Here is an 18164-nt window from a genome sequence, read left to right as displayed (position 1 = left end):
GCCGCTGTAATTCTCCGGACCCACACGGAACCGAGCAATGCCGACCGATATCCATCCCTACCTCTCCGAAGCCCACACGCCGGAATCGCGCGCCGAGTTCGGCGTCGACCGTCCCGACGCGCCCATCCTGCCCGGCGCGTGGCTGGGCATGCTGGGCGGCGGCCAGCTCGGCCGCATGTTCACGCATGCGGCGCAGGCGATGGGCTATCGCGTGTGCGTGCTCGATCCCGACCAGGACAGCCCGGCGGGCGCGGTGGCTGACAAGCATATCTGCGCCCAGTACACCGACGAGGCCGCGCTGGCCGAGGTGGCCAAGCTGTGCCAGGCGGTGAGCACGGAATTCGAGAACGTGCCGTCGCTGTCGCTGGACCGCCTGGAGCAGCTGGGTTCGTTTGTCGCGCCGCGCGGCTACTGCGTGTCGATCGCTCAGAACCGCATCGGCGAGAAGAAGTTCTTCGCCGCATGCGCCGAGCGCACCGGCGTGCCGACGGCCCCGCACTGGGTGATCCAGCACGACGCCGACGTCGACCAGCTGCCCGACCACGTGCTGCCCGGCATCCTCAAGACCGCGCGCATGGGTTACGACGGCAAGGGCCAGGCCCGCGTCAAGACGCGCGACGACGTGCGCGCAGCATGGAAGGCGATGCAGCACGTGCCGTGCGTACTGGAACGGATGCTGCCGCTGGCCTATGAAGTCTCGGTACTGGCCGCGCGCGCCGCGGATGGTTCCACCGCGACCTGGCCGCTGGCCGAGAACGTGCATCGCGACGGCATCCTGTTCTCGACGGAAATGCCCTCCACCAGCGTCTCGCCCGAGATCGCCGACCGCGCCCGCGCCGCGGCTGCCGCCATTGCCACGGAAATGGGCTATGTCGGCGTGCTGTGCATCGAGTTCTTCGTGCTGACCGACGGCTCGCTGGTCGCCAACGAAATGGCGCCGCGCCCGCACAACTCGGGCCACATCACCATGGATGCGTGCGAGACCAGCCAGTTCGAGCAGCAGGTGCGCGCCATGGCCCGCCTGCCGCTGGGCAGCACGCGCCAGCATTCGGCCGGCAAGATGCTGAACCTGCTGGGCGATGTGTGGTTCGAGTTCGGGCTTGAACGTACGCCCGCGTGGGACGAGGTGGTGGCGCAGCCCGGCGCCAAGCTGCACCTGTACGGCAAGAACGATGCGCGTCCGTCGCGCAAGATGGGGCATGTCAACTGCATCGGCGAGCATGCCGAAGCGGCCGACGCGGCCTTTGCCGCCGCCGCGCAGGCACTGCATATCCCCCTCTGATATCCCGCTCTGATTCGACGCAAGGAACACGATGTCGCCGCGAATGCCCACGGCTGCTGAACTCGATGAAGCCGTCCGCCTGCTCGAGGCGGGGCAACTGGTCGCTTTCCCGACCGAGACGGTCTACGGGCTCGGCGCCGACGCCGAAAATCCCGAGGCGGTCGGCCGCATCTTTGCGCTGAAAGGGCGGCCGTCCAACCACCCGGTGATCGTGCATGTGGTCGATGGCGCCGATATCAGCTACTGGACCGACGAGGTCCCGGAAGCCGCGCAGAAGCTGATCGATGCGTTCTGGCCGGGGCCGCTGACACTGATCCTGAAGCGCGCTTCGCATATCGATGCCGCGGTGGCGGGGGGGCAGGACAGCATTGGCCTGCGGTGCCCGTCGCATCCGGTGGCGCAGGCGCTGCTGGCGCGCTTCAAGCGTGGGCGCGGCGGGGTTGCGGCGCCTTCGGCGAACAAGTTCGGGCAGGTGAGCCCGACCACCGCGCAGCATGTGCGGGATGAATTCGGCGACGCGGTCTATGTGCTGGAAGGCGATGGGGTCGAGGTCGGGATTGAATCGACCATCGTCGACCTGTCGCGCCTGAGCGCCGGCGTCGGGCCGGTCTTGCTGCGACCCGGTGCCGTCACGGTGGGGATGCTGGCGCAGGTACTGGGCGAGGCGCCCTTGCCGCCCGATGCTGCCGCGCCACGCGCTTCAGGCACCCTGAAGGCCCATTACGCGCCGCACACGCCCTTGTTGCTGGCGGATGCGCAGGCGGCTGCCGCGCGGTTGGTCGCCCTGCCGGCCGATGCGCGCGTGGCGTGGGTAGGACGCGCGCCGCTGGCGGATCAGCGCTGCACGTGGGTGCAGGCGCCGGCCGATGCTGCCGCGTATGCGCAGGAGCTGTATCGGTTGCTGCGCAAGCTCGACAAGCAGGGCTATTCGCAGCTGGTGTTCGAGACGTTACCTGAAGGGCAGGATTGGGCCGGGGTGCGGGATCGGCTGGAGAGAGCGGCTGCGGCGTTCGGGGGCTGAAGCGGGAGCCCTCACCCCAATAACCGCAATGCCGTATAAACCGCCATACCCACCGCAATCATCCCCACCATCCGCCGCGTCAGCAGGTAGAACGCTGTGGCCACCACCCCCGCCACCAGCTTGTAGTTTGACAACGCCACGGTGAAATGCCCCTGCCACGTCATCAGGTCGGGCAGGATGATTGCCGCTAGCGCCGCTGCGGGCGCGTAACGCAGCGCTCGCTGGATGCGGTCAGGCACCGAGACGTGCTCGCCGGCCATCAGGAACAACGCGCGCGTCAGCACTGTGACCACCGCCATGCCAACCAGCGCGATCCAGATCTCGGCATGGCTCATGCCCGGTCTCCCGGCGGCGTCTCAGCCGCATTGCCGATCGGGGGGGACTTGCGCTGGCGGATACCCCGCAGCGTAGCCCGAGCCGCCAGCTCGTCGCTGGCCATGCCCGCTGCAATCGCACCGACCACCGCCACCACCAGCCCGAGCCGGTACGGCAGGTCAAAGCACAACAATGCCAGCACCGCCGAAATCACCACAGCCATCAGCGTCGAGCGCGAATTGATGGTGGCGATCATCACCGGGATCAGCGCCATCGTGCCCGCCAGCCCCAGCCCCCAGCTGTCGGGAAACAGGCTCGCCAGCACGATGCCGAGGATCGACGACACCTGCCACATCGCAAAGTTGGTCAGCGCCATGCCCCAGAAGTAACCTTCCTTGCCGGGCTCATAGCCCGGCGTCGAATACTTCTGCAGGAAGTAGACAAAATGCAGGTCGCCGTTGAAGAACCCCAGCACCGTGCGCCGCGCCAGCGTCAGGTAGCTGAAGTGCGGCTGCATGGCGGCGCTGAAGATGACGAAGCGCAGGTTGACCATGGCCGCGGTCAGCCAGATGGTCCACAGCGGCAGCCCGGCGGCGAACAGCGGCAGCACCGCCAGCTGCGCCGAGCCGGCGTAGACCAGCAGCGACATGCCGATGGCTTCGGGCACGGTCAGCACCGATTTGCTCATCGCCACGCCGGTCACCAGCCCCCAGGAAAACACCGCGGGAAGGGATGGGGCAAAGCGGCGCGCGCCGGCCATGAAGCCGTCGCGTTCGGCGGGTGCGAAGCGATGCCAGAAGCGCAACCACAACGAGGGTTGTCGGGAAGTCATGTCAAAGGAATGGGGCGATGCAGGCCCGGGGCCGAGGGCCGGCCCGGAAAGCTGCCGCCGCAGGACGCGGCCGGCACCCTGGCATTATAGGGTCGGAACGCGTCCTGGTAAGTAGACGCTTAACAAAATGAAGCGCCGGCGTTGGTGGCAGGCCACGCGGCGTAGCACGGCGGGCGCAATCTCAGGGCGCTCCGCGATACACCCACTGCATCAGCGCGTCGTGCGCCTCCCGCGCCTGCGAGGCGTTGGGGTGGTTGATCATGCTCACCAGCACGTAGCGGTTGCCGTCTTCCGCGTCGACATAACCAGCCAGCGCACGCACGTCGACCAGCGTGCCGGTCTTGAGGTAGCCGCTGCCGGCCGCATTGGCGCCGGTCAGCCGGTTGCGCAGCGTACCGTCGACGCCCAGCACCGGCAGCGAATCGACCAGCACCGGGCCGACGTTGCTGGCCGCGGCCTGCTGCAGCAGGCGCGCCATGTCGTAGGCGCTGATGCGTTCCTCGCGCGACAGGCCGGAGCCGTTGTCCAGCACCAGCCCGGGCATGTCCAGACCCTGCTTTGTCAGCCACTGCCGCACCACGCGGATCGAGCGCTCGGGGCTGGCCGGGCCGCCGCGGTCCAGCTCGGCGCCGATGGTCAGGAACAGCTGGCGCGCCATCACGTTGTTGGAAAACTTGTTGATGTCGCGCACGATGTCGGACAGCGGCAGGCCATAGTGGCGCGCCAGCAGCACCGCGCCGCGCGGCACCTTGCCGCTGCGCAACGCCGGCAGATGGGTAAAACGCCCGCCTGCGCGCTGCCATTCGGCGACGAAGCCGCCCCAGGTGAATTCCGCGTGCGACAGCGTGGCGATATTGAGCACGTGCTCGCCGCAGTCGCTCGAATAGTCGCCGGCGAACGATGCCAGCACGGTGCCGTCGGTCTGCGGCTGCACGCTGGGGGTGGCGCGGCTTTGCCAGTCGCCGCAGCGGCCGTTGGTCAGAGCCAGCTGGTTGTCGAGCTTGAGTTGCGCCAGCTCTGGCGTGACGCTGACCGCCACCGTCTGCGTGACGGGATCCGGCGTCAGCGTGAACGACAGCGTCTTGAAGGCATAGAGCAGGGCATCGGGGCCGACGTTGTAGGCGCGCTGCACTTCGCCGTCGATGGTGCCGTTGCCGTCCAGGCCGTCGGCAAAATAGCTGCGGTCCAGCACCAGGTCGCCGTTGATGGCGGTGGCGCCGCCGGCGCGGGCGCTGCCGACCAGCTTGGCCATTTCCTCCGGCACCAGCTTGGGATCGCCGCGGCCGCGCAGGTAGACGTTGCCGTTGACGGTGCCGTCGAAGCCAGGCTGCGCGTCGGCGTAGAGCGCGGTCTGCCAGCGGTAGTCGGGTCCGAGCAGCTGCAGGCCGGCGAAGGTGGTGACCAGCTTCATGGTCGAGGCCGGATTCATCGGCTGCTGCGCGTTCCAGCTGGCGCGCGCGCCGGGTGCGCCCAGCCTGACCACGTAGAAGCTCGCGGCCGAAGCCGGCACGCCGGCGCGGCGCAGGGCCGCCGCCACCTGCGCCGGCACGCCGGCCTGCACCAGGCCGGCATCGGCGGAACGCGTGGCTTTTGCCGCCTTGCCGGCAATCTGGTCCTTCTGTGCTTTCGCGCCTTTCTGGACCTTCTGGGATTTCTGTGCCTTGGCCGGCGGCTTGGCCAGCGCCGGCTCGATGACAGCACCGCCGGCCATCAGCAAGGCGGCGGCAAGAAGGGGCGACAGGCGGCGCAGCAGCGCGCCAGGTCGCGATGCGGTTCGCGTGGCGGTTGTTCTTGGCATGGCGGCCATGTTAACGCATGGCAAGCGCCTGCCGGATGACAGCAGCGTGGCGCTCAGCCGGCGCGCGGCGGCGCCAGCCGGGACAGCAGCGATTTCAGCGTGGCCTGGTCGCTGTCGGACAGCGCGCTGCCCACATGCGCGTCATGCTCGACCACCGCGCGGGTGGCAGCGTCCAGCGTCTTGCGGCCCGATGGCGTCAGCACCAGGCTGTAGGCGCGCCGGTCGCCCGCCGCCGGGCGGCGCGCGACCAGGTTCATCTCTTCCAGCGCATCGACCAGCAGCACCGCGCCCGAGCGCGCGATGCCCAGGATGCGCGCCAGCTCGGTCAGCTTCAGGTGTGGATTGCGCGAGATGATCACCAACGCAGAGAAGCGCGGCGGGGTGATCTGCCATTGCGACAGCGACAGCACGAAATCCTCGTAGATGCGGATCTGTGCGCGGCGGATGGCGTAGCCGATCAGCCTGTCGAGCACGCCATAGTCGACATTCGGCACATGCGGATCGAAGCCGCCGTCGGCCACCGCCGGATCCGGCGCAAGCGGCTCGCGCGGCTTGCGTCGCGCGCTGGCGGTGTGCGTGCTGCCAGTCTTGCTTGCCGCGGCGGGTGCGTCGGATGCACCGGATGCGTCGGGGATCATTGCAGTAGTTTCCAGTTGCCGTTGTCGATTGTCAGCATAACGCGGCCGCGCTGGTCAAAGCCATAGTGGTCTTGCCCACTGTAATTGAGCACGCCGTGCGACACCACGATGTCCTTTTCGCTCTCCAGCGCCTGGCGCAGCGCCTGGCGGAAGGCCTGCGTCCCCGGCCTGGCGCTTTTCAGCGCCACCGGCACGATCCGCTCCAGCACCAGCCCGGCGTCGTAGGCATGCGCGCCGAACTGCGTGCGCGACTCGGCGCCATATTGCTTCTCGTAGCGGGTGACGTAGTCGAGTCCCGGCTTGCGTACCGGATCGCCGGCTGCCAGCTGCTCCGGCACGATCACCGGCCCCGCCGGCAGGATCGCGCCATTGACCAGGCGTCCGCCGATGCGGATCAGGTCCTTGGTGGCGGCGCCGTGGGTCTGGTAGATGGCGCCGCCGTAGCCGCGCTCGCGCAGCGTGGTGTGCGGCAGCGCAGCACCGGTGCCGGCGCCGGCAATCAGGATGGCGTCGGGTTTGGCGGCGATCAGCTTGATGGCCTGCGCGGTCACGCTGGTATCGGCGCGGCCATAGCGCTCGGTGGCGATCAGGCGCAGGCCATTGGCGGTGGCGGCGTCGGTGAAATCCTTCAGCCAGGTTTCGCCGTAGGCGTCGGCAAAGCCGATAAAGCCGATGGTCTTGACGCCCCTGGTCTTGGCGGTGGCGGCGACGGCGTTGGCCATCAGCCGCACCGGCTGCGCCAGCCGGAAGGTCCAGGCACCCCGGCCGGGCTTGAGCTCGATCGGCGAGAAGGCCAGCTGGACGGTCTGGCTTTCCTCGGCGACCTCGGCAATGGCGATCGACGGCGCGACCGCGGACGAGCCGAGGATGATGTCGACCTTGTCCTCGGACACGAAGCGGCGCGCGACCTTGGCGCCCTGGGTAGGATCGGAGGCATCGTCCAGCACGATGTAGCGCACCGCCTCGCCGCCGATCTTCTGCGGCAGGTACGGCATCGAGTTCTTCTGCGGGATGCCGAGCGAAGCGGACGGGCCCGTCGTCGACAGGCTGACGCCGACGGTGATATCGGCCAGTGCGGCGGTGGCGGTGAAGGTCGCGGCGATGACAAGTGCGAGGCGGGTGAGCCTGGCAGGGGTTGGGGGCGCCATGGTTGTTCTCCTCGATGCTGAATGATCTTATGGGTTTTCAATTCCTGACGGTTTGCTCCCCTCCCCCGCTTGCGGGAGAGGGGCAGGGGGGGAGGGCAGGCGGGTCAAAGGCTGAGTCCGTGGGATAAAACCGCTGGCCTTGCTTGATGTGGTGCCTTGCTAGCCCACCCCTCACCCCGGCCCTCTCCCCATGAGGGGAGAGGGGGAACACCTTGCTTAGGCTAGTTCGGGCGGCTTGGGGGCATCCCAAACCGTTGGCCTCCGATCTACTTCGTTCCCTGCATCGACTGCCGGTCGAACCCGGCCAACTGCTTGTACCGCAGCGAAATCGCTTCCAGCTCGGCGCGCGGAATCACCTGCTCGACATCGTGGAACCCCTGCGGCGCGCGTTCCTCCGCCAGCTGCATCACCTGCTCCGGCCCGTTCATGCGGTTGCGCAGCACGATACCCGCGGTGCGCGGCAGGCGCTCGGCCTCGTATTCGCGCAGCGCGTAAGCCGTGTCTTGCGTGCCCAGCAGGCTGTCGAGCAGGTAGCGCGCATCCAGGATCGCCTGCGCGCTGCCATTCGAGCCGATCGGATACATCGGGTGCGCGGCGTCGCCCAGCAGCGTGATGCGGTCGAAGGTCCAGCGCGGCAGCGGGTCCTTGTCGACCATCGGAAATTCATAGATCGCCCCGGCGCCGTCGATCAGCGCGGGGATGTCGATCCAGTCCCACTGCCAGCCGGCAAACCGGGCCCGGAACACCGACTTGTCGACCTGCTTGTTCCAGTCGCTGCGCGGCGGGGTGTCCGGCACGCTGTCGGGTACGCGCAGTTCGGCGATCCAGTTGACCAGCGAGCGGCCCTGGCGTCGCAGCGGCTCGGAGATGGGATAGGCGACGAACTTCTGGTCCTGGTGCCCGGCCATGAACATCGAGCGCCCATCGAGATAGGGGGGCGCCTCGGTGACCGCGCGCCACAGCATGCGGCGCGAGAAGCGCGGTGCATCGCCGGTGGCGTAGAAGTGGCGGCGCACCGCGGAGTGGATGCCGTCGGCGCCGACCAGCACGTCGGCGCTGGCTTCGACCTCGGCGCCATCGCCGCGGCGGCGCAGGCCGAAACGCGCCGGCCCGCGCGCGCCGGTATCGAGCACGGTCTCGAACGCATGCCCGGTGTGGATGGCATCGGCACCCAGCCGCTCGACCACGGTGCGATGCAGCAACATATGGAACTCGCCGCGATGGATCGAGAACTGCGGCCAGTCATAGCCCGCCGCCAGCCCGCGCGGTTCATGCCAGATGCGCTGGCCCAGCTTGTTGTAGTAGGAGAGCGACGAGGTCTCGATCGCGAGTTCGGCCAGCGCGTCGCGCAGGCCAAGCTCGGACAGGATGCGTACCGCGTGCGGCAGCAGGTTGATGCCCACGCCCAGCGGGCGCAGCGATTCGCTGGCTTCCCAGACTTCGGCGTCGATGCCGTGGCGGTGGCACAGCAGCGCCAGCGTCAGCCCGCCGATGCCGCCACCGGCGATTGCGATCTTCATGTTGTCTCCCCGCTTGCGGCGCGCACGCACGCGCCATGTCGTCGAATTTGTTATGGAGTATAACAATTCGCGTCCGCTGGGCAAGGCGGGGAACCCCCGGAGCGGGCTGTCCGGGGTCAGGAAAAACCCGGCCTCAGCCGGCCGCCACGCCGTCGGGCCTGGCGGCGGCTTGCTTCAGCGACGGCACCGGGAAAACGATGTCGTAAAGCCAGTTGTACACCAGCGCGTAGACCATGTAGAAGACGGCCACGGCGATATCCATGATCAGCGCGTCGATCAGGCTGATATTCAGGTACCAGGCCAGCGCCGGCAAAAACACCACCAGCAGGCCCATCTCGAACAGGATCGCGTGCAGCACCCGCACCATGACCGATTTGCGGACCTGCCCGGTGATGCGCAGCATGGCCTTGTCGAACAGGAGGTTGTACAGGTAGTTCCAGCCGGTCGCGATCAGCGAGGCGACCGCGCCGATCACGCCCATCTCGTGCAGCTCGTAGCCAAAGGCCCAGCTGGCCAGCGGCGCGAAGATCAGCAGGCCGACAACCTCGAAGCCAACGGCGTGGCGGATCCGGTCCCGGGTAGTGCGCATGGTTATTTCTCCTGCTAGGCAAAAATTCAGACCGGGCCGAGTCTATCTGCTTTGCAGGGATTGCCAAGTTGGATACTATCGTCAAAACCGATAGATATTGAAAAAGGGCATCGCATGAGTCTCTCGCTGGACCAACTCCAGGCTTTCGTCGCTGCTGCCGAAGCCGGCTCTTTTTCCGCCGCCGCGCGCCGGCTCGGCAAGGCCCAGTCAGTGGTCAGCGCCGCCGTGTCGAACCTGGAGATCGATGTCGGCAACGCCTTGTTCGACCGCACCGGCCGCTATCCGGTGCTGACCCCGGCCGGCGAGCGGCTGCTGGCGGAAGCGCGCGTGATCCTGGAGCGCTGCGAGCACTTTCGCGGCGTGGCCAAGAGCCTGGGCGAGGGTGTGGAGACGCGGCTGGTGCTCGCCGTCGACGAGCTCTACCCGGAAGAAACGCTGGGCCAGCTGCTTGAAGCGTTTTCCGGCCGCTTTCCGGCGGTCGAGCTGGAAGTGCTGTTTCCCCTGATGGAAGACGTCAGCCGGCTGGTGCTCGAGGGCGGCGCCGATCTCGGCATCATGTGGCGGCAGGAAGTGCTGCCGCCCGAACTGGGCTTCCATGCGCTGGGCTGGATGCCGATGCAGATCCTGTGCGCGCCCGACCATCCGCTGGCGTCGCAGCGGGTGGACTGGGAAGAGCTGAAGCGCTACCGCCAACTGATGGTCGCGACACGTACCGACAGCGAAGAGAAGATGCGCCTGCGCGTGGCGGCGGACGTGTGGTGGGTGGAGAGCCAGTGGGTCATCGTCGAGCTGGTGAAGCGCGGGCTGGGCTGGGCATTCGTGCCGTGGCACGTGGTGGCCAACTCGCCGGCCGCGGCGCAGCTGGTGTCGCCGCCGCTGGCGTTCCAGCAGCAGGACTGGCCGGTGGCGATGGAACTGGTGTGGCACAAGCAGCGGCCGCTGGGCAAGGCCGCCACCTGGCTGCGCGAGCGCATCTGCGCGCAGCCGTTGCCGAACGCGCCGCAGCGCGGCGCCTAGCGCTGGCCGACTGTCGTGGCGGGTGCGGCGATTGCGGCTGGTGCGGCGCCGGCGGGCGTGCTGCCGGTCGCGCCATCCAGCGCCTGCGGATGCCAGTTGCCGCCCAGCGCCTTGATCAGCACCACCGCCGCCGTGTACTGGCGTCCCGCGATCGTCAGCGCGGTGCGCTCTGCGGTGTAGGCCGCGGTCTGCGCGGTCAGCACGTCTAGCAGCCCCGCGGTGCCGGCGCGGTAGCGGTTGTTGACCAGCACCAATGCCTCGCGCGCGGAGCGCAGCGCGTCGTTCTGCACCACCGCTTCCTGCTCCAGCAGCCGCTGCGCGGCAAGGTTGTCCTCCACTTCCTGGAACGCCGACAGCACGGTCTGGCGGTAATTGGCCACGGTCTGGTCGTAGGCGGCCACGGCCTGCGCCTTGGCCGCGCTGCGCAGGCCGCCGTCGAACAGCGTGCCGGCCAGCCCGCCGCCGATCGACCAGATGCGGTCCGGCAGCGACATCCAGCGCGCCAGCGTGCTGGCGGTCAGCCCGCCGCTGGCCGACAGCGACAGCGTCGGGTAGTAAGCGGCCTGCGCCACGCCGATCTGCGCGTTGGCGGACGCCATGCGGCGCTCGGCCGCGCCGATGTCGGGCCGGCGCTCCAGCAGCTCCGACGGCACCGCACCAGGCACGCGCGGCGGCGCCTCGCGGAAATCGTCCGCGGCCAGCGACAACGCTGCGGGCGGCTTGCCGACCAGCACGGCGATGGCATGCTCCAGTTGCGCGCGCGTGATCTGGATGTCGATCTGCTGCGCCTGCGCGCTCTTGAGCTGGGTCTCCGACTGCAGCACGTCGGAGCGTTGCGCGGTGCCGGCGGCATACTGGTTCTGCACCAGCTGCAGCGACTTCTGGTAGTCGGCCACGGTGCGGTCGAGCAGCGCCTTCTGCGCATCGGCCACGCGCAGCAGGAAATAGCTCTGCGCCAGCGTCGCCTGCGTCGACAGCAGCGTCGAGGCCAGGTCGGCCTGGCTTGCCTGCGCGCTGGCTTCGCTGCTTTCCACCTGGCGGCGCACGCGGCCCCACACGTCGATCTCCCAGGTTGCGCCCAGCGTCAGGCTCTGACCGTTAAGCGTATTGCCGCTGGCGCCACGCGCGCGCGATGCACCGGCCTGCGCATCGACGGTCGGGAAGAAGCCGGCGCGCGCCGCCTGCAGCGCAGCAACCGCCTGCCGGTACTGCGCTTCCGCCGCCTTGATGTTCTGGTTGGAGATCTGCACTTCCGACATCAGCGTGTCGAGCTGCGGATCGCCGAAGACGGTCCACCAGTCGGCACGCGCGATGGCATCCTGTGGCTCGGCGGTTTTCCAGTCGCCGCGCCAGGCATTGGCATCGGAAGTGGTGTCGGTGGCTTCCTTGAACGCTTCCGGCACCGGCGCATCGGGACGCTTGTAGTCGGGGCCGACCGCGCAGCCGGCCAGCAGCAGCGCGCACGCCAGCGGCAGCGGCAGCACATAGGTCAGCATCCTGCTAAACACAGGGCTAATTACAAGGCTAGACACAGGGTGAAACACAGTCATGTGGAATCTCTGCAAATTCAGACAGCGGCCGGATGGTCAGGCGTGCCGCGACCGCCGCGGCGGCGCTGGCGCCAGGCCTTGACCTTCAGGCGCCAGCGGTCCAGCGTCAGGTAGACCACCGGCGTGGTGTACAGCGTCAGCAGCTGGCTCACCACCAGGCCGCCGACAATGGAGATGCCCAGCGGCGCGCGCAGCTCGGCGCCGTCGCCGCGGCCGATCGCCAGCGGCACCGCGCCCAGCAGCGCGGCCATGGTCGTCATCAGGATCGGACGGAAGCGCAGCAGGCAGGCGCGGTAGATGGCTTCGCGCGGCGACAGCCCTTCGCGACGCTCGGCGTCGATGGCGAAGTCGATCATCATGATCGCGTTCTTCTTCACGATGCCAATCAGCAGGATCACGCCGATCAGCGCGATGATGCTGAAGTCCGTCTTCGACGCCATCAGCGCCAGCAGCGCGCCCACGCCGGCCGACGGCAGCGTCGACAGGATGGTGAGAGGGTGCACGTAGCTCTCGTACAGCACGCCCAGCACGATGTAGATCGTGATCAGCGCCGCCAGGATCAGGACCGGCTGGCTCTTGAGCGAATCCTGGAACGCCTTGGCGCCACCCTGGAAATTGGCGCGCAGCGTTTCAGGCACGCCGATGCGCGCCATCTCGCGGTGGATCGCATCGGTCGCCTGCGACAGCGAAGTCCCTTCCGCCAGGTTGAACGAGATCGTCGATGCCGCGAACTGGCCCTGGTGGTTCACGCCCAGCGGCGTGCTGGTCGGCACCACGCGCGCGAACGCGGCCAGCGGCACGCGGTTGCCGTTGCCGGTGACGACGTAGATGTCCTTGAGCGCGTTCGGGCCCTGCAGGTACTCGGGGCTCAGCTCCATCACCACGCGGTACTGGTTGAGCGGATGGTAGATGGTCGACACCAGCCGCTGGCCGAAGGCATTGTTCAGCACCGCATCCACCTGCTGCGCGGTCACCCCCAGGCGCGATGCCGCGTCGCGGTCGATGATCACCGAGGTCTGCAGGCCCTTGTCGTTGGTGTCGGTGTCGATGTCCTCCAGCCCCTTCAGGTTGGACAGCGCCGCGCGCACCTTGGGTTCCCACGCGCGCAGCACCTCCAGGTCATCGGACTGCAGCGTGAACTGGTACTGCGAGCTGCTTTGCCGCCCGCCGATGCGGATGTCCTGCACCGGCTGCAGGAACAGGCTCGCACCGGGCTCCTTGGCCAGCTTGCCGCGCAGCCGCGCGATGATGGCGTCGGCCGACTCCTTGCGTTCCGACAGCGGCTTGAGCGTGACGAACATCTGACCCGTGTTGCGCTGCGAGCCGCCGGTAAAGCCGGTCACGTTGTCCACCGCCGGATCCGACTGCACGATCTTGATAAAGCTGTCGAGCTTGCCGCGCATGGCCTGGAACGAGGTGGCCTGGTCGGCGCGGATAAAGCCGATCAGCCGGCCCGTGTCCTGCTGCGGAAAGAAGCCCTTGGGCACGATCACGTACAGCCAGACATTGAGCGCGATGGTGGCGATCAGCACCAGCCACACCAGCGGGCTGAAGCGCAGCGCCGTCGACAGCGAGCGCGCGTAGCCGTCGTGCAGCCACTGGAACATGCGCTCGGTCGCGCGGAAGAAGCGGCCCTGGTGCTCCGGCTCGGCCGGACGCAGCAGGCGCGCGCACATCATTGGCGTGGCGGTCAGCGACACCACCAGCGACACCAGGATCGCCACCGACAGCGTGATCGCGAATTCCTGGAACAGGCGCCCGACGATGCCCCCCATCATCAGCAGCGGAATGAACACCGCGATCAGCGACAGGCTCATCGACAGCACCGTGAAGCCCACCTCGCGCGCGCCGCGCAGCGCGGCCGCCAGCGGTTTCATGCCTTCCTCGATATGGCGCGAGATATTCTCCAGCACCACGATGGCATCGTCGACCACGAAACCGGTGGCGATCGTCAGCGCCATCAGCGACAGGTTGTTCAGCGAGAACCCGGCCAGGTACATCACCGTGAAGGTGCCGATCAGCGAGACCGGCACCGCCACGCTGGGGATCAAGGTCGCGCGCACGTTGCGCAGGAAGATGAACACCACCATGATCACCAGCGCCACCGAGATCATCAGCGTGTGCTCGACCTCGCGCAGCGAAGCGCGGATGGTGGGCGTGCGGTCCATCATCACGTCCATCGAGATCGCCGCCGGGATCATCTTCTGCAGGTTCGGCAGCATCTCGCGCACGCGGTCGACGGTCTCGATGATATTGGCGCCGGGCGAGCGGTTCAGCACCAGCAGCACCGACGGCTTGCCGTTGGCCGAGCCCGCGTTGCGGATGTCCTGCACCGAATCGACCACGTTGGCCACGTCGCGCAGCCGCACCGGCACCGCGAACGAGTTGGGGCCGCTGGTGGCGCTGGTGCCCCCGGTGGCGCCGCTGGTGATGGTGGTGGTGCCGCTGCTGGTGGTCAGCGTGGTCACGGTGACGCCGTTGACCACCTTGGTGCTGACGCCCCCGCTGGCCGTCGCATTGGCGGTGCTGGCGATCAGCGCCCCCGCCGACGCCGACGAGTACGTGCCCGGCGTGGCGTAGCGAACGATCAGCGGCATGTAGTCTTCCGCCTTCATCATCTGGTCGTTGGCGTAGACCTGCCAGTTGTTGCTGGCGTTCTCCAGCGTGCCGAGCGGCCGGTTGGCGTTGGTCGCGCTGATGGTGTTGCGCACATCCTCCAGCGAGATGCCGTAGTTGTTCAGTGCGGTCGGGTTCAGCTCGACCCGCACCGCCGGCAAGGAGGCGCCGCCGATCGTGACCTGTCCCACGCCTTCCACCTGCGACAGCTTCTGCGCGAGGATGGTCGAGGCCGCATCGTAGAGCTGCCCGCGCGTCATCGTCGGCGAGGTCAGCGCGATGATCATGATCGGCGCGTCGGCGGGGTTGACCTTGCGGTAGGTCGGGTTGTTGGGCAAGCTGGTCGGCAGCGTCGCGCGCGAGGCGTTGATCGCCGCCTGCACGTCGCGCGCGGCGCCGTCGATGTTGCGCGACAGGTCGAACTGCAGCGTCACGCGGGTCGAGCCCAGCGAGCTGCTGGAGGTGATTTCGGTCACGCCGGCGATGGTGCCGAGCGCGCGTTCCAGCGGCGTCGCCACGGTGGCGGCCATTGTTTCCGGGCTGGCGCCCGGCAGCGACGCCGATACCGAAATGGTCGGGAAGTCCACCTGCGGCAGCGGCGACACCGGCAGCAGCCGCAGTGCCGCAAGCCCGGCCAGCAGGATGCCGAGCGTCAGCAGCGCGGTCGCGACCGGGCGATGGATAAAGGCAGCCGAAAGATTCATGGTCAGACCGGCTCCTCGCCCGTGCCGCCTTCCTCCGGATCGCCGAAGCGGCGCTTGCGCCAGCCCTTCACGCGCGTCGCCACGCGGTCGAACGCCAGGTAGATCACCGGCGTGGTGAACAGCGTCAGCACCTGGCTGAGCAGCAGGCCGCCCACCATGGTCACGCCCAGCGGCTGGCGCAGCTCGCTGCCGATGCCGGAGCCCAGCATCAGCGGCAGCGCCGCCAGCAGTGCCGCCATCGTCGTCATCAGGATCGGTCGGAAGCGCAGCAGGCAGGCCTGGAAGATCGCGTCGCGCGGCGTCATGCCGCCTTCGCGCTCGGCCTCGAGCGCGAAGTCGATCATCATGATCGCGTTCTTCTTGACGATGCCGATCAGCAGGATGATGCCGATGATGGCGATGATGCCCAGGTCCATTCCCGCCACCAGCAGCGCCAGCAGCGCGCCCACGCCGGCCGACGGCAGCGTCGACAGGATCGTGACCGGGTGGATGGTGCTTTCATACAGCACGCCCAGCACGATATACATCGTCACCACCGCGGCCAGGATCAGCCACAGCGTGTTCGACAGCGACGCGCGGAACGCCAGCGCCGCGCCCTGGAAGCTGGTCTGCATCGAGATCGGCAGGCCCAGCTCCTGTTCCACCCTGGTGATCTTGTCGACCGCGGCGCCGAGCGATTCGCCATGCGCCAGGTTGAACGAGATCGTCGCCGCGGGGAACTGCCCCTGGTGGTTGATCACCAGCGGCCCGGTGCGCTCGGTGATGCGCGCGAATGCGCCCAGCGGCACCTGTCCGCCGGAAGAGGAGGGCAGGCGCAGCTCGGCCAGCGATTGCGGGCTCTTGCGGAATTCCGGCATGGTCTCCAGCACCACGCGGTACTGGCTCGACTGCGTGAAGATGGTCGACACCAGCCGCTGGCCGAAGGCGCTGTACAGCGCGCTGTCGATCACCGCGGTGGTGATGCCGAAGCGCGCCGCGGCGTCGCGGTCGATATCGACATAGGCGCGCAGGCCGTTGTTCTGCTGGTCGCTGGTGACGTCGCGCAGCTCGGGCTCCTGGCGCAGGCGCTCCACCAGTTTCGGCACCCATGTCGCCAGCGTCTCGGGATCGGGATCCTCCACCGTGAACTGGTACTGCGTGCGCGAGACCTTGTCCTCGATGGTCAGGTCCTGCACCGGCTGCGTGAACAACGACACGCCGCCGAGGCTCTGCACCGACTGCTGCAGGCGCTGCGTGACCACGTCGATCGGGTCGCGCTCGCCCTTGGGCTTGAGGTTGATCAGCATGCGCCCGGCGTTGAGCGTGGTGTTGCTGCCATCCACGCCGATAAACGACGACAGGCTCGCCACCGCGGGGTCCTGCATCACCACCTTGGCCACCGCTTCCTGCTTGCGCGCCATGGCGCCGAACGAGGTGGTCTGCGCGGCTTCGGTGATGCCCTGGATCACGCCGGTATCCTGCACCGGGAAGAAGCCCTTGGGCACCAGCAGGTACAGCAGCACGGTCAGCGCCAGCGTGGCCACCGCGACGATCAGCGTTGCCTTCTGGCGATCGAGCACCCACTCCAGGCCGCGTCCGTAGCGCTCGATCACGTTGTCGAAGAAGCGGCCGGTGGCGCGGTGGAAGCGCGACAGCTTTTCCTCCGGCACATGGTGCAGCAGGCGCGCGCACATCATCGGCGTGAGCGTCAGCGACACCACCGCCGAGATCAGGATCGATACCGCCAGCGTGATGGCGAACTCGCGGAACAGGCGGCCGACCACGTCGCCCATGAACAGCAGCGGGATCAGCACCGCCACCAGCGAGAAGGTCAGCGAGATGATGGTGAAGCCGATCTGCCTGGAGCCCTTCAGCGCCGCCTGCATCGGCGAATCGCCCTTCTCGATGTAGCGCATGATGTTCTCGATCATCACGATCGCATCGTCGACCACGAAGCCGGTGGCAATGGTCAGCGCCATCAGCGTCAGGTTGTTGATCGAGAAACCGGCCAGGTACATCACGCCGAACGTGCCCACCAGCGACAGCGGCACCGCCACGCCCGGGATGATGGTGGCGGGGATATTGCGCAGGAACAGGAAGATCACCAGCACCACCAGCGCGATCGCCAGCAGCAGCTCGAACTGCACGTCCTCGACCGAGGCGCGGATGGTGGTGGTGCGGTCGGTCAGCAGCTGCACGTGGACCGACGCCGGCAGCGCGTTCTGCAGCTGCGGCAGCAGGGCCTTGATGCGGTCGACCACCTCGATCACGTTCGCGCCGGGCTGGCGCTGGATGTTCAGCACGATCGCGGGCTTGTCGTTGGCCCACGCGGCCAGGCGGCTGTTCTCGGGGCCGTCGATGATCTCGGCCACGTCGGTGATGCGGATCGGCGCGCCGTTCTTGTAGCCCAGGATGATCTGGCGGTATTCGTCGGCGGAGCGCAGCTGGTCGTTGGCGTCGATGGTCGAGGCGCGCTGCGGGCCGTCGAAGCTGCCCTTGGCGCCATTGACGTTGGCAGAGCCGATCGCGGTGCGCAGGTCGTCGATCGACATGCCGAGCGACGCCAGCGCGGTCGGGTTGGCCTGGATGCGCACCGCGGGGCGTTGCCCGCCGCTGATGGTGACCAGGCCCACACCCTGGATCTGCGAGATCTTCTGCGCCACGCGCGTATCCACCATGTCCTGCAGCTTGGGCAGCGGCATGGTGTCGGAGGTCATGGCGATGGTCATGATCGGCGCGTCGGCCGGGTTGACCTTGCTGTAGACCGGCGGCATCGGCAGGTCGGACGGCAGCAGGTTGCTGCCGGCGTTGATGGCGGCCTGCACTTCCTGTTCGGCCACGTCCAGCGGCAGCGTCAGCTCGAACTGCAGCGTGATCACCGAGGCGCCGCCCGACGAGGACGACGACATCTGCTTCAGGCCGGGCATCTGGCCGAACTGCCGCTCCAGCGGCGCGGTCACCGACGACGTCATCACGTCGGGGCTGGCGCCGGGATAGAGCGTGGTGACCTGGATGGTCGGGTAGTCGACCTCCGGCAGCGCCGACAGCGGCAGCAGCCGGTAGGCCACCAGCCCGGAAAGCAGGATGGCCAGCATCAGCAGCGCCGTCGCGACCGGGCGCTCGATGAAGAGGCGTGAGGGGTTCATGCGTGGTCC

General features: G+C 68.0%; 13 protein-coding genes. 3 read left to right on the top strand and 10 right to left on the bottom strand.

Annotation, left to right across the window (positions count from 1 at the left end):
* Positions 1-37 precede the first annotated feature (37 nt).
* Both VSR71_RS16560 and VSR71_RS16555 read left to right on the top strand, forming a co-directional pair.
* On the top strand, positions 38-1282 hold the full coding sequence (locus VSR71_RS16560; RefSeq protein WP_342914940.1) for a 5-(carboxyamino)imidazole ribonucleotide synthase: 1245 nt from the start codon (positions 38-40) through the stop codon (positions 1280-1282).
* Between the two features lie 31 nt (positions 1283-1313).
* Positions 1314-2303, top strand: a complete 990-nt coding sequence (locus VSR71_RS16555) for an L-threonylcarbamoyladenylate synthase (protein ID WP_342914939.1) — start codon at positions 1314-1316, stop codon at positions 2301-2303.
* 11 nt (positions 2304-2314) lie between these two features.
* On the opposite strand, the gene VSR71_RS16550 is transcribed toward VSR71_RS16555, so the two are convergent.
* The 7 genes from VSR71_RS16550 to VSR71_RS16520 form a co-directional block, all read right to left on the bottom strand.
* Positions 2315-2638 (bottom strand): AzlD domain-containing protein, encoded by a 324-nt coding sequence (locus VSR71_RS16550; protein WP_342914938.1) that lies wholly within the window; start codon positions 2636-2638, stop codon positions 2315-2317.
* Entirely contained in the window at positions 2635-3450 is an 816-nt protein-coding gene (locus tag VSR71_RS16545; RefSeq protein WP_342914937.1) for an AzlC family ABC transporter permease, read from the bottom strand. Before VSR71_RS16545 ends, VSR71_RS16550 begins: the two co-directional genes overlap by 4 nt.
* A 181-nt stretch (positions 3451-3631) precedes the next feature.
* On the bottom strand, positions 3632-5257 hold the full coding sequence (gene dacB / locus VSR71_RS16540; RefSeq protein ID WP_342914936.1) for a D-alanyl-D-alanine carboxypeptidase/D-alanyl-D-alanine endopeptidase: 1626 nt from the start codon (positions 5255-5257) through the stop codon (positions 3632-3634).
* Positions 5258-5301: 44 nt separating this feature from the next.
* The gene (locus VSR71_RS16535) at positions 5302-5886 is read right to left on the bottom strand and encodes a MarR family winged helix-turn-helix transcriptional regulator (RefSeq protein ID WP_342914935.1); all 585 of its coding nucleotides are present in this window, start codon (positions 5884-5886) and stop codon (positions 5302-5304) included.
* Positions 5883-7034, bottom strand: coding sequence for an ABC transporter substrate-binding protein (locus tag VSR71_RS16530; RefSeq protein ID WP_342914934.1), 1152 nt, complete (start codon positions 7032-7034; stop codon positions 5883-5885). Before VSR71_RS16530 ends, VSR71_RS16535 begins: the two co-directional genes overlap by 4 nt.
* A gap of 266 nt (positions 7035-7300) precedes the next feature.
* Positions 7301-8554 carry a flavin-dependent oxidoreductase gene (locus VSR71_RS16525; protein WP_342914933.1) on the bottom strand — a complete coding sequence of 418 codons (1254 nt, stop codon included), beginning with the start codon at positions 8552-8554 and terminating at the stop codon, positions 7301-7303.
* 133 nt (positions 8555-8687) lie between these two features.
* Positions 8688-9143 carry a PACE efflux transporter gene (locus VSR71_RS16520; RefSeq protein WP_342914932.1) on the bottom strand — a complete coding sequence of 152 codons (456 nt, stop codon included), beginning with the start codon at positions 9141-9143 and terminating at the stop codon, positions 8688-8690.
* A gap of 114 nt (positions 9144-9257) precedes the next feature.
* Between VSR71_RS16520 and VSR71_RS16515 the strand changes: the two genes are divergently transcribed.
* Complete coding sequence (locus tag VSR71_RS16515; RefSeq protein WP_029048134.1) at positions 9258-10160, top strand: LysR family transcriptional regulator; 903 nt, start codon at positions 9258-9260, stop codon at positions 10158-10160.
* Here the strand turns inward: VSR71_RS16515 and VSR71_RS16510 are convergent.
* The 3 genes from VSR71_RS16510 to VSR71_RS16500 form a co-directional block, all read right to left on the bottom strand.
* Positions 10157-11656 carry an efflux transporter outer membrane subunit gene (locus tag VSR71_RS16510; protein ID WP_342915065.1) on the bottom strand — a complete coding sequence of 500 codons (1500 nt, stop codon included), beginning with the start codon at positions 11654-11656 and terminating at the stop codon, positions 10157-10159. The genes VSR71_RS16515 and VSR71_RS16510 overlap by 4 nt on opposite strands.
* 71 nt (positions 11657-11727) lie before the next feature.
* Positions 11728-15030, bottom strand: a complete 3303-nt coding sequence (locus VSR71_RS16505) for an efflux RND transporter permease subunit (protein ID WP_342914931.1) — start codon at positions 15028-15030, stop codon at positions 11728-11730.
* Positions 15031-15032: 2 nt separating this feature from the next.
* Positions 15033-18155: an MdtB/MuxB family multidrug efflux RND transporter permease subunit gene (locus VSR71_RS16500; RefSeq protein WP_342914930.1), complete on the bottom strand. Its 3123-nt coding sequence runs from the start codon at positions 18153-18155 to the stop codon at positions 15033-15035.
* Positions 18156-18164 lie beyond the last annotated feature (9 nt).

This window comes from Cupriavidus oxalaticus (genome assembly GCF_038900635.1).
GTDB classification, from domain to species: domain Bacteria; phylum Pseudomonadota; class Gammaproteobacteria; order Burkholderiales; family Burkholderiaceae; genus Cupriavidus; species Cupriavidus oxalaticus_B.
Note: the sequence above shows the minus strand (reverse complement) of the source record. Positions and strands in the feature narration are given on the sequence as shown.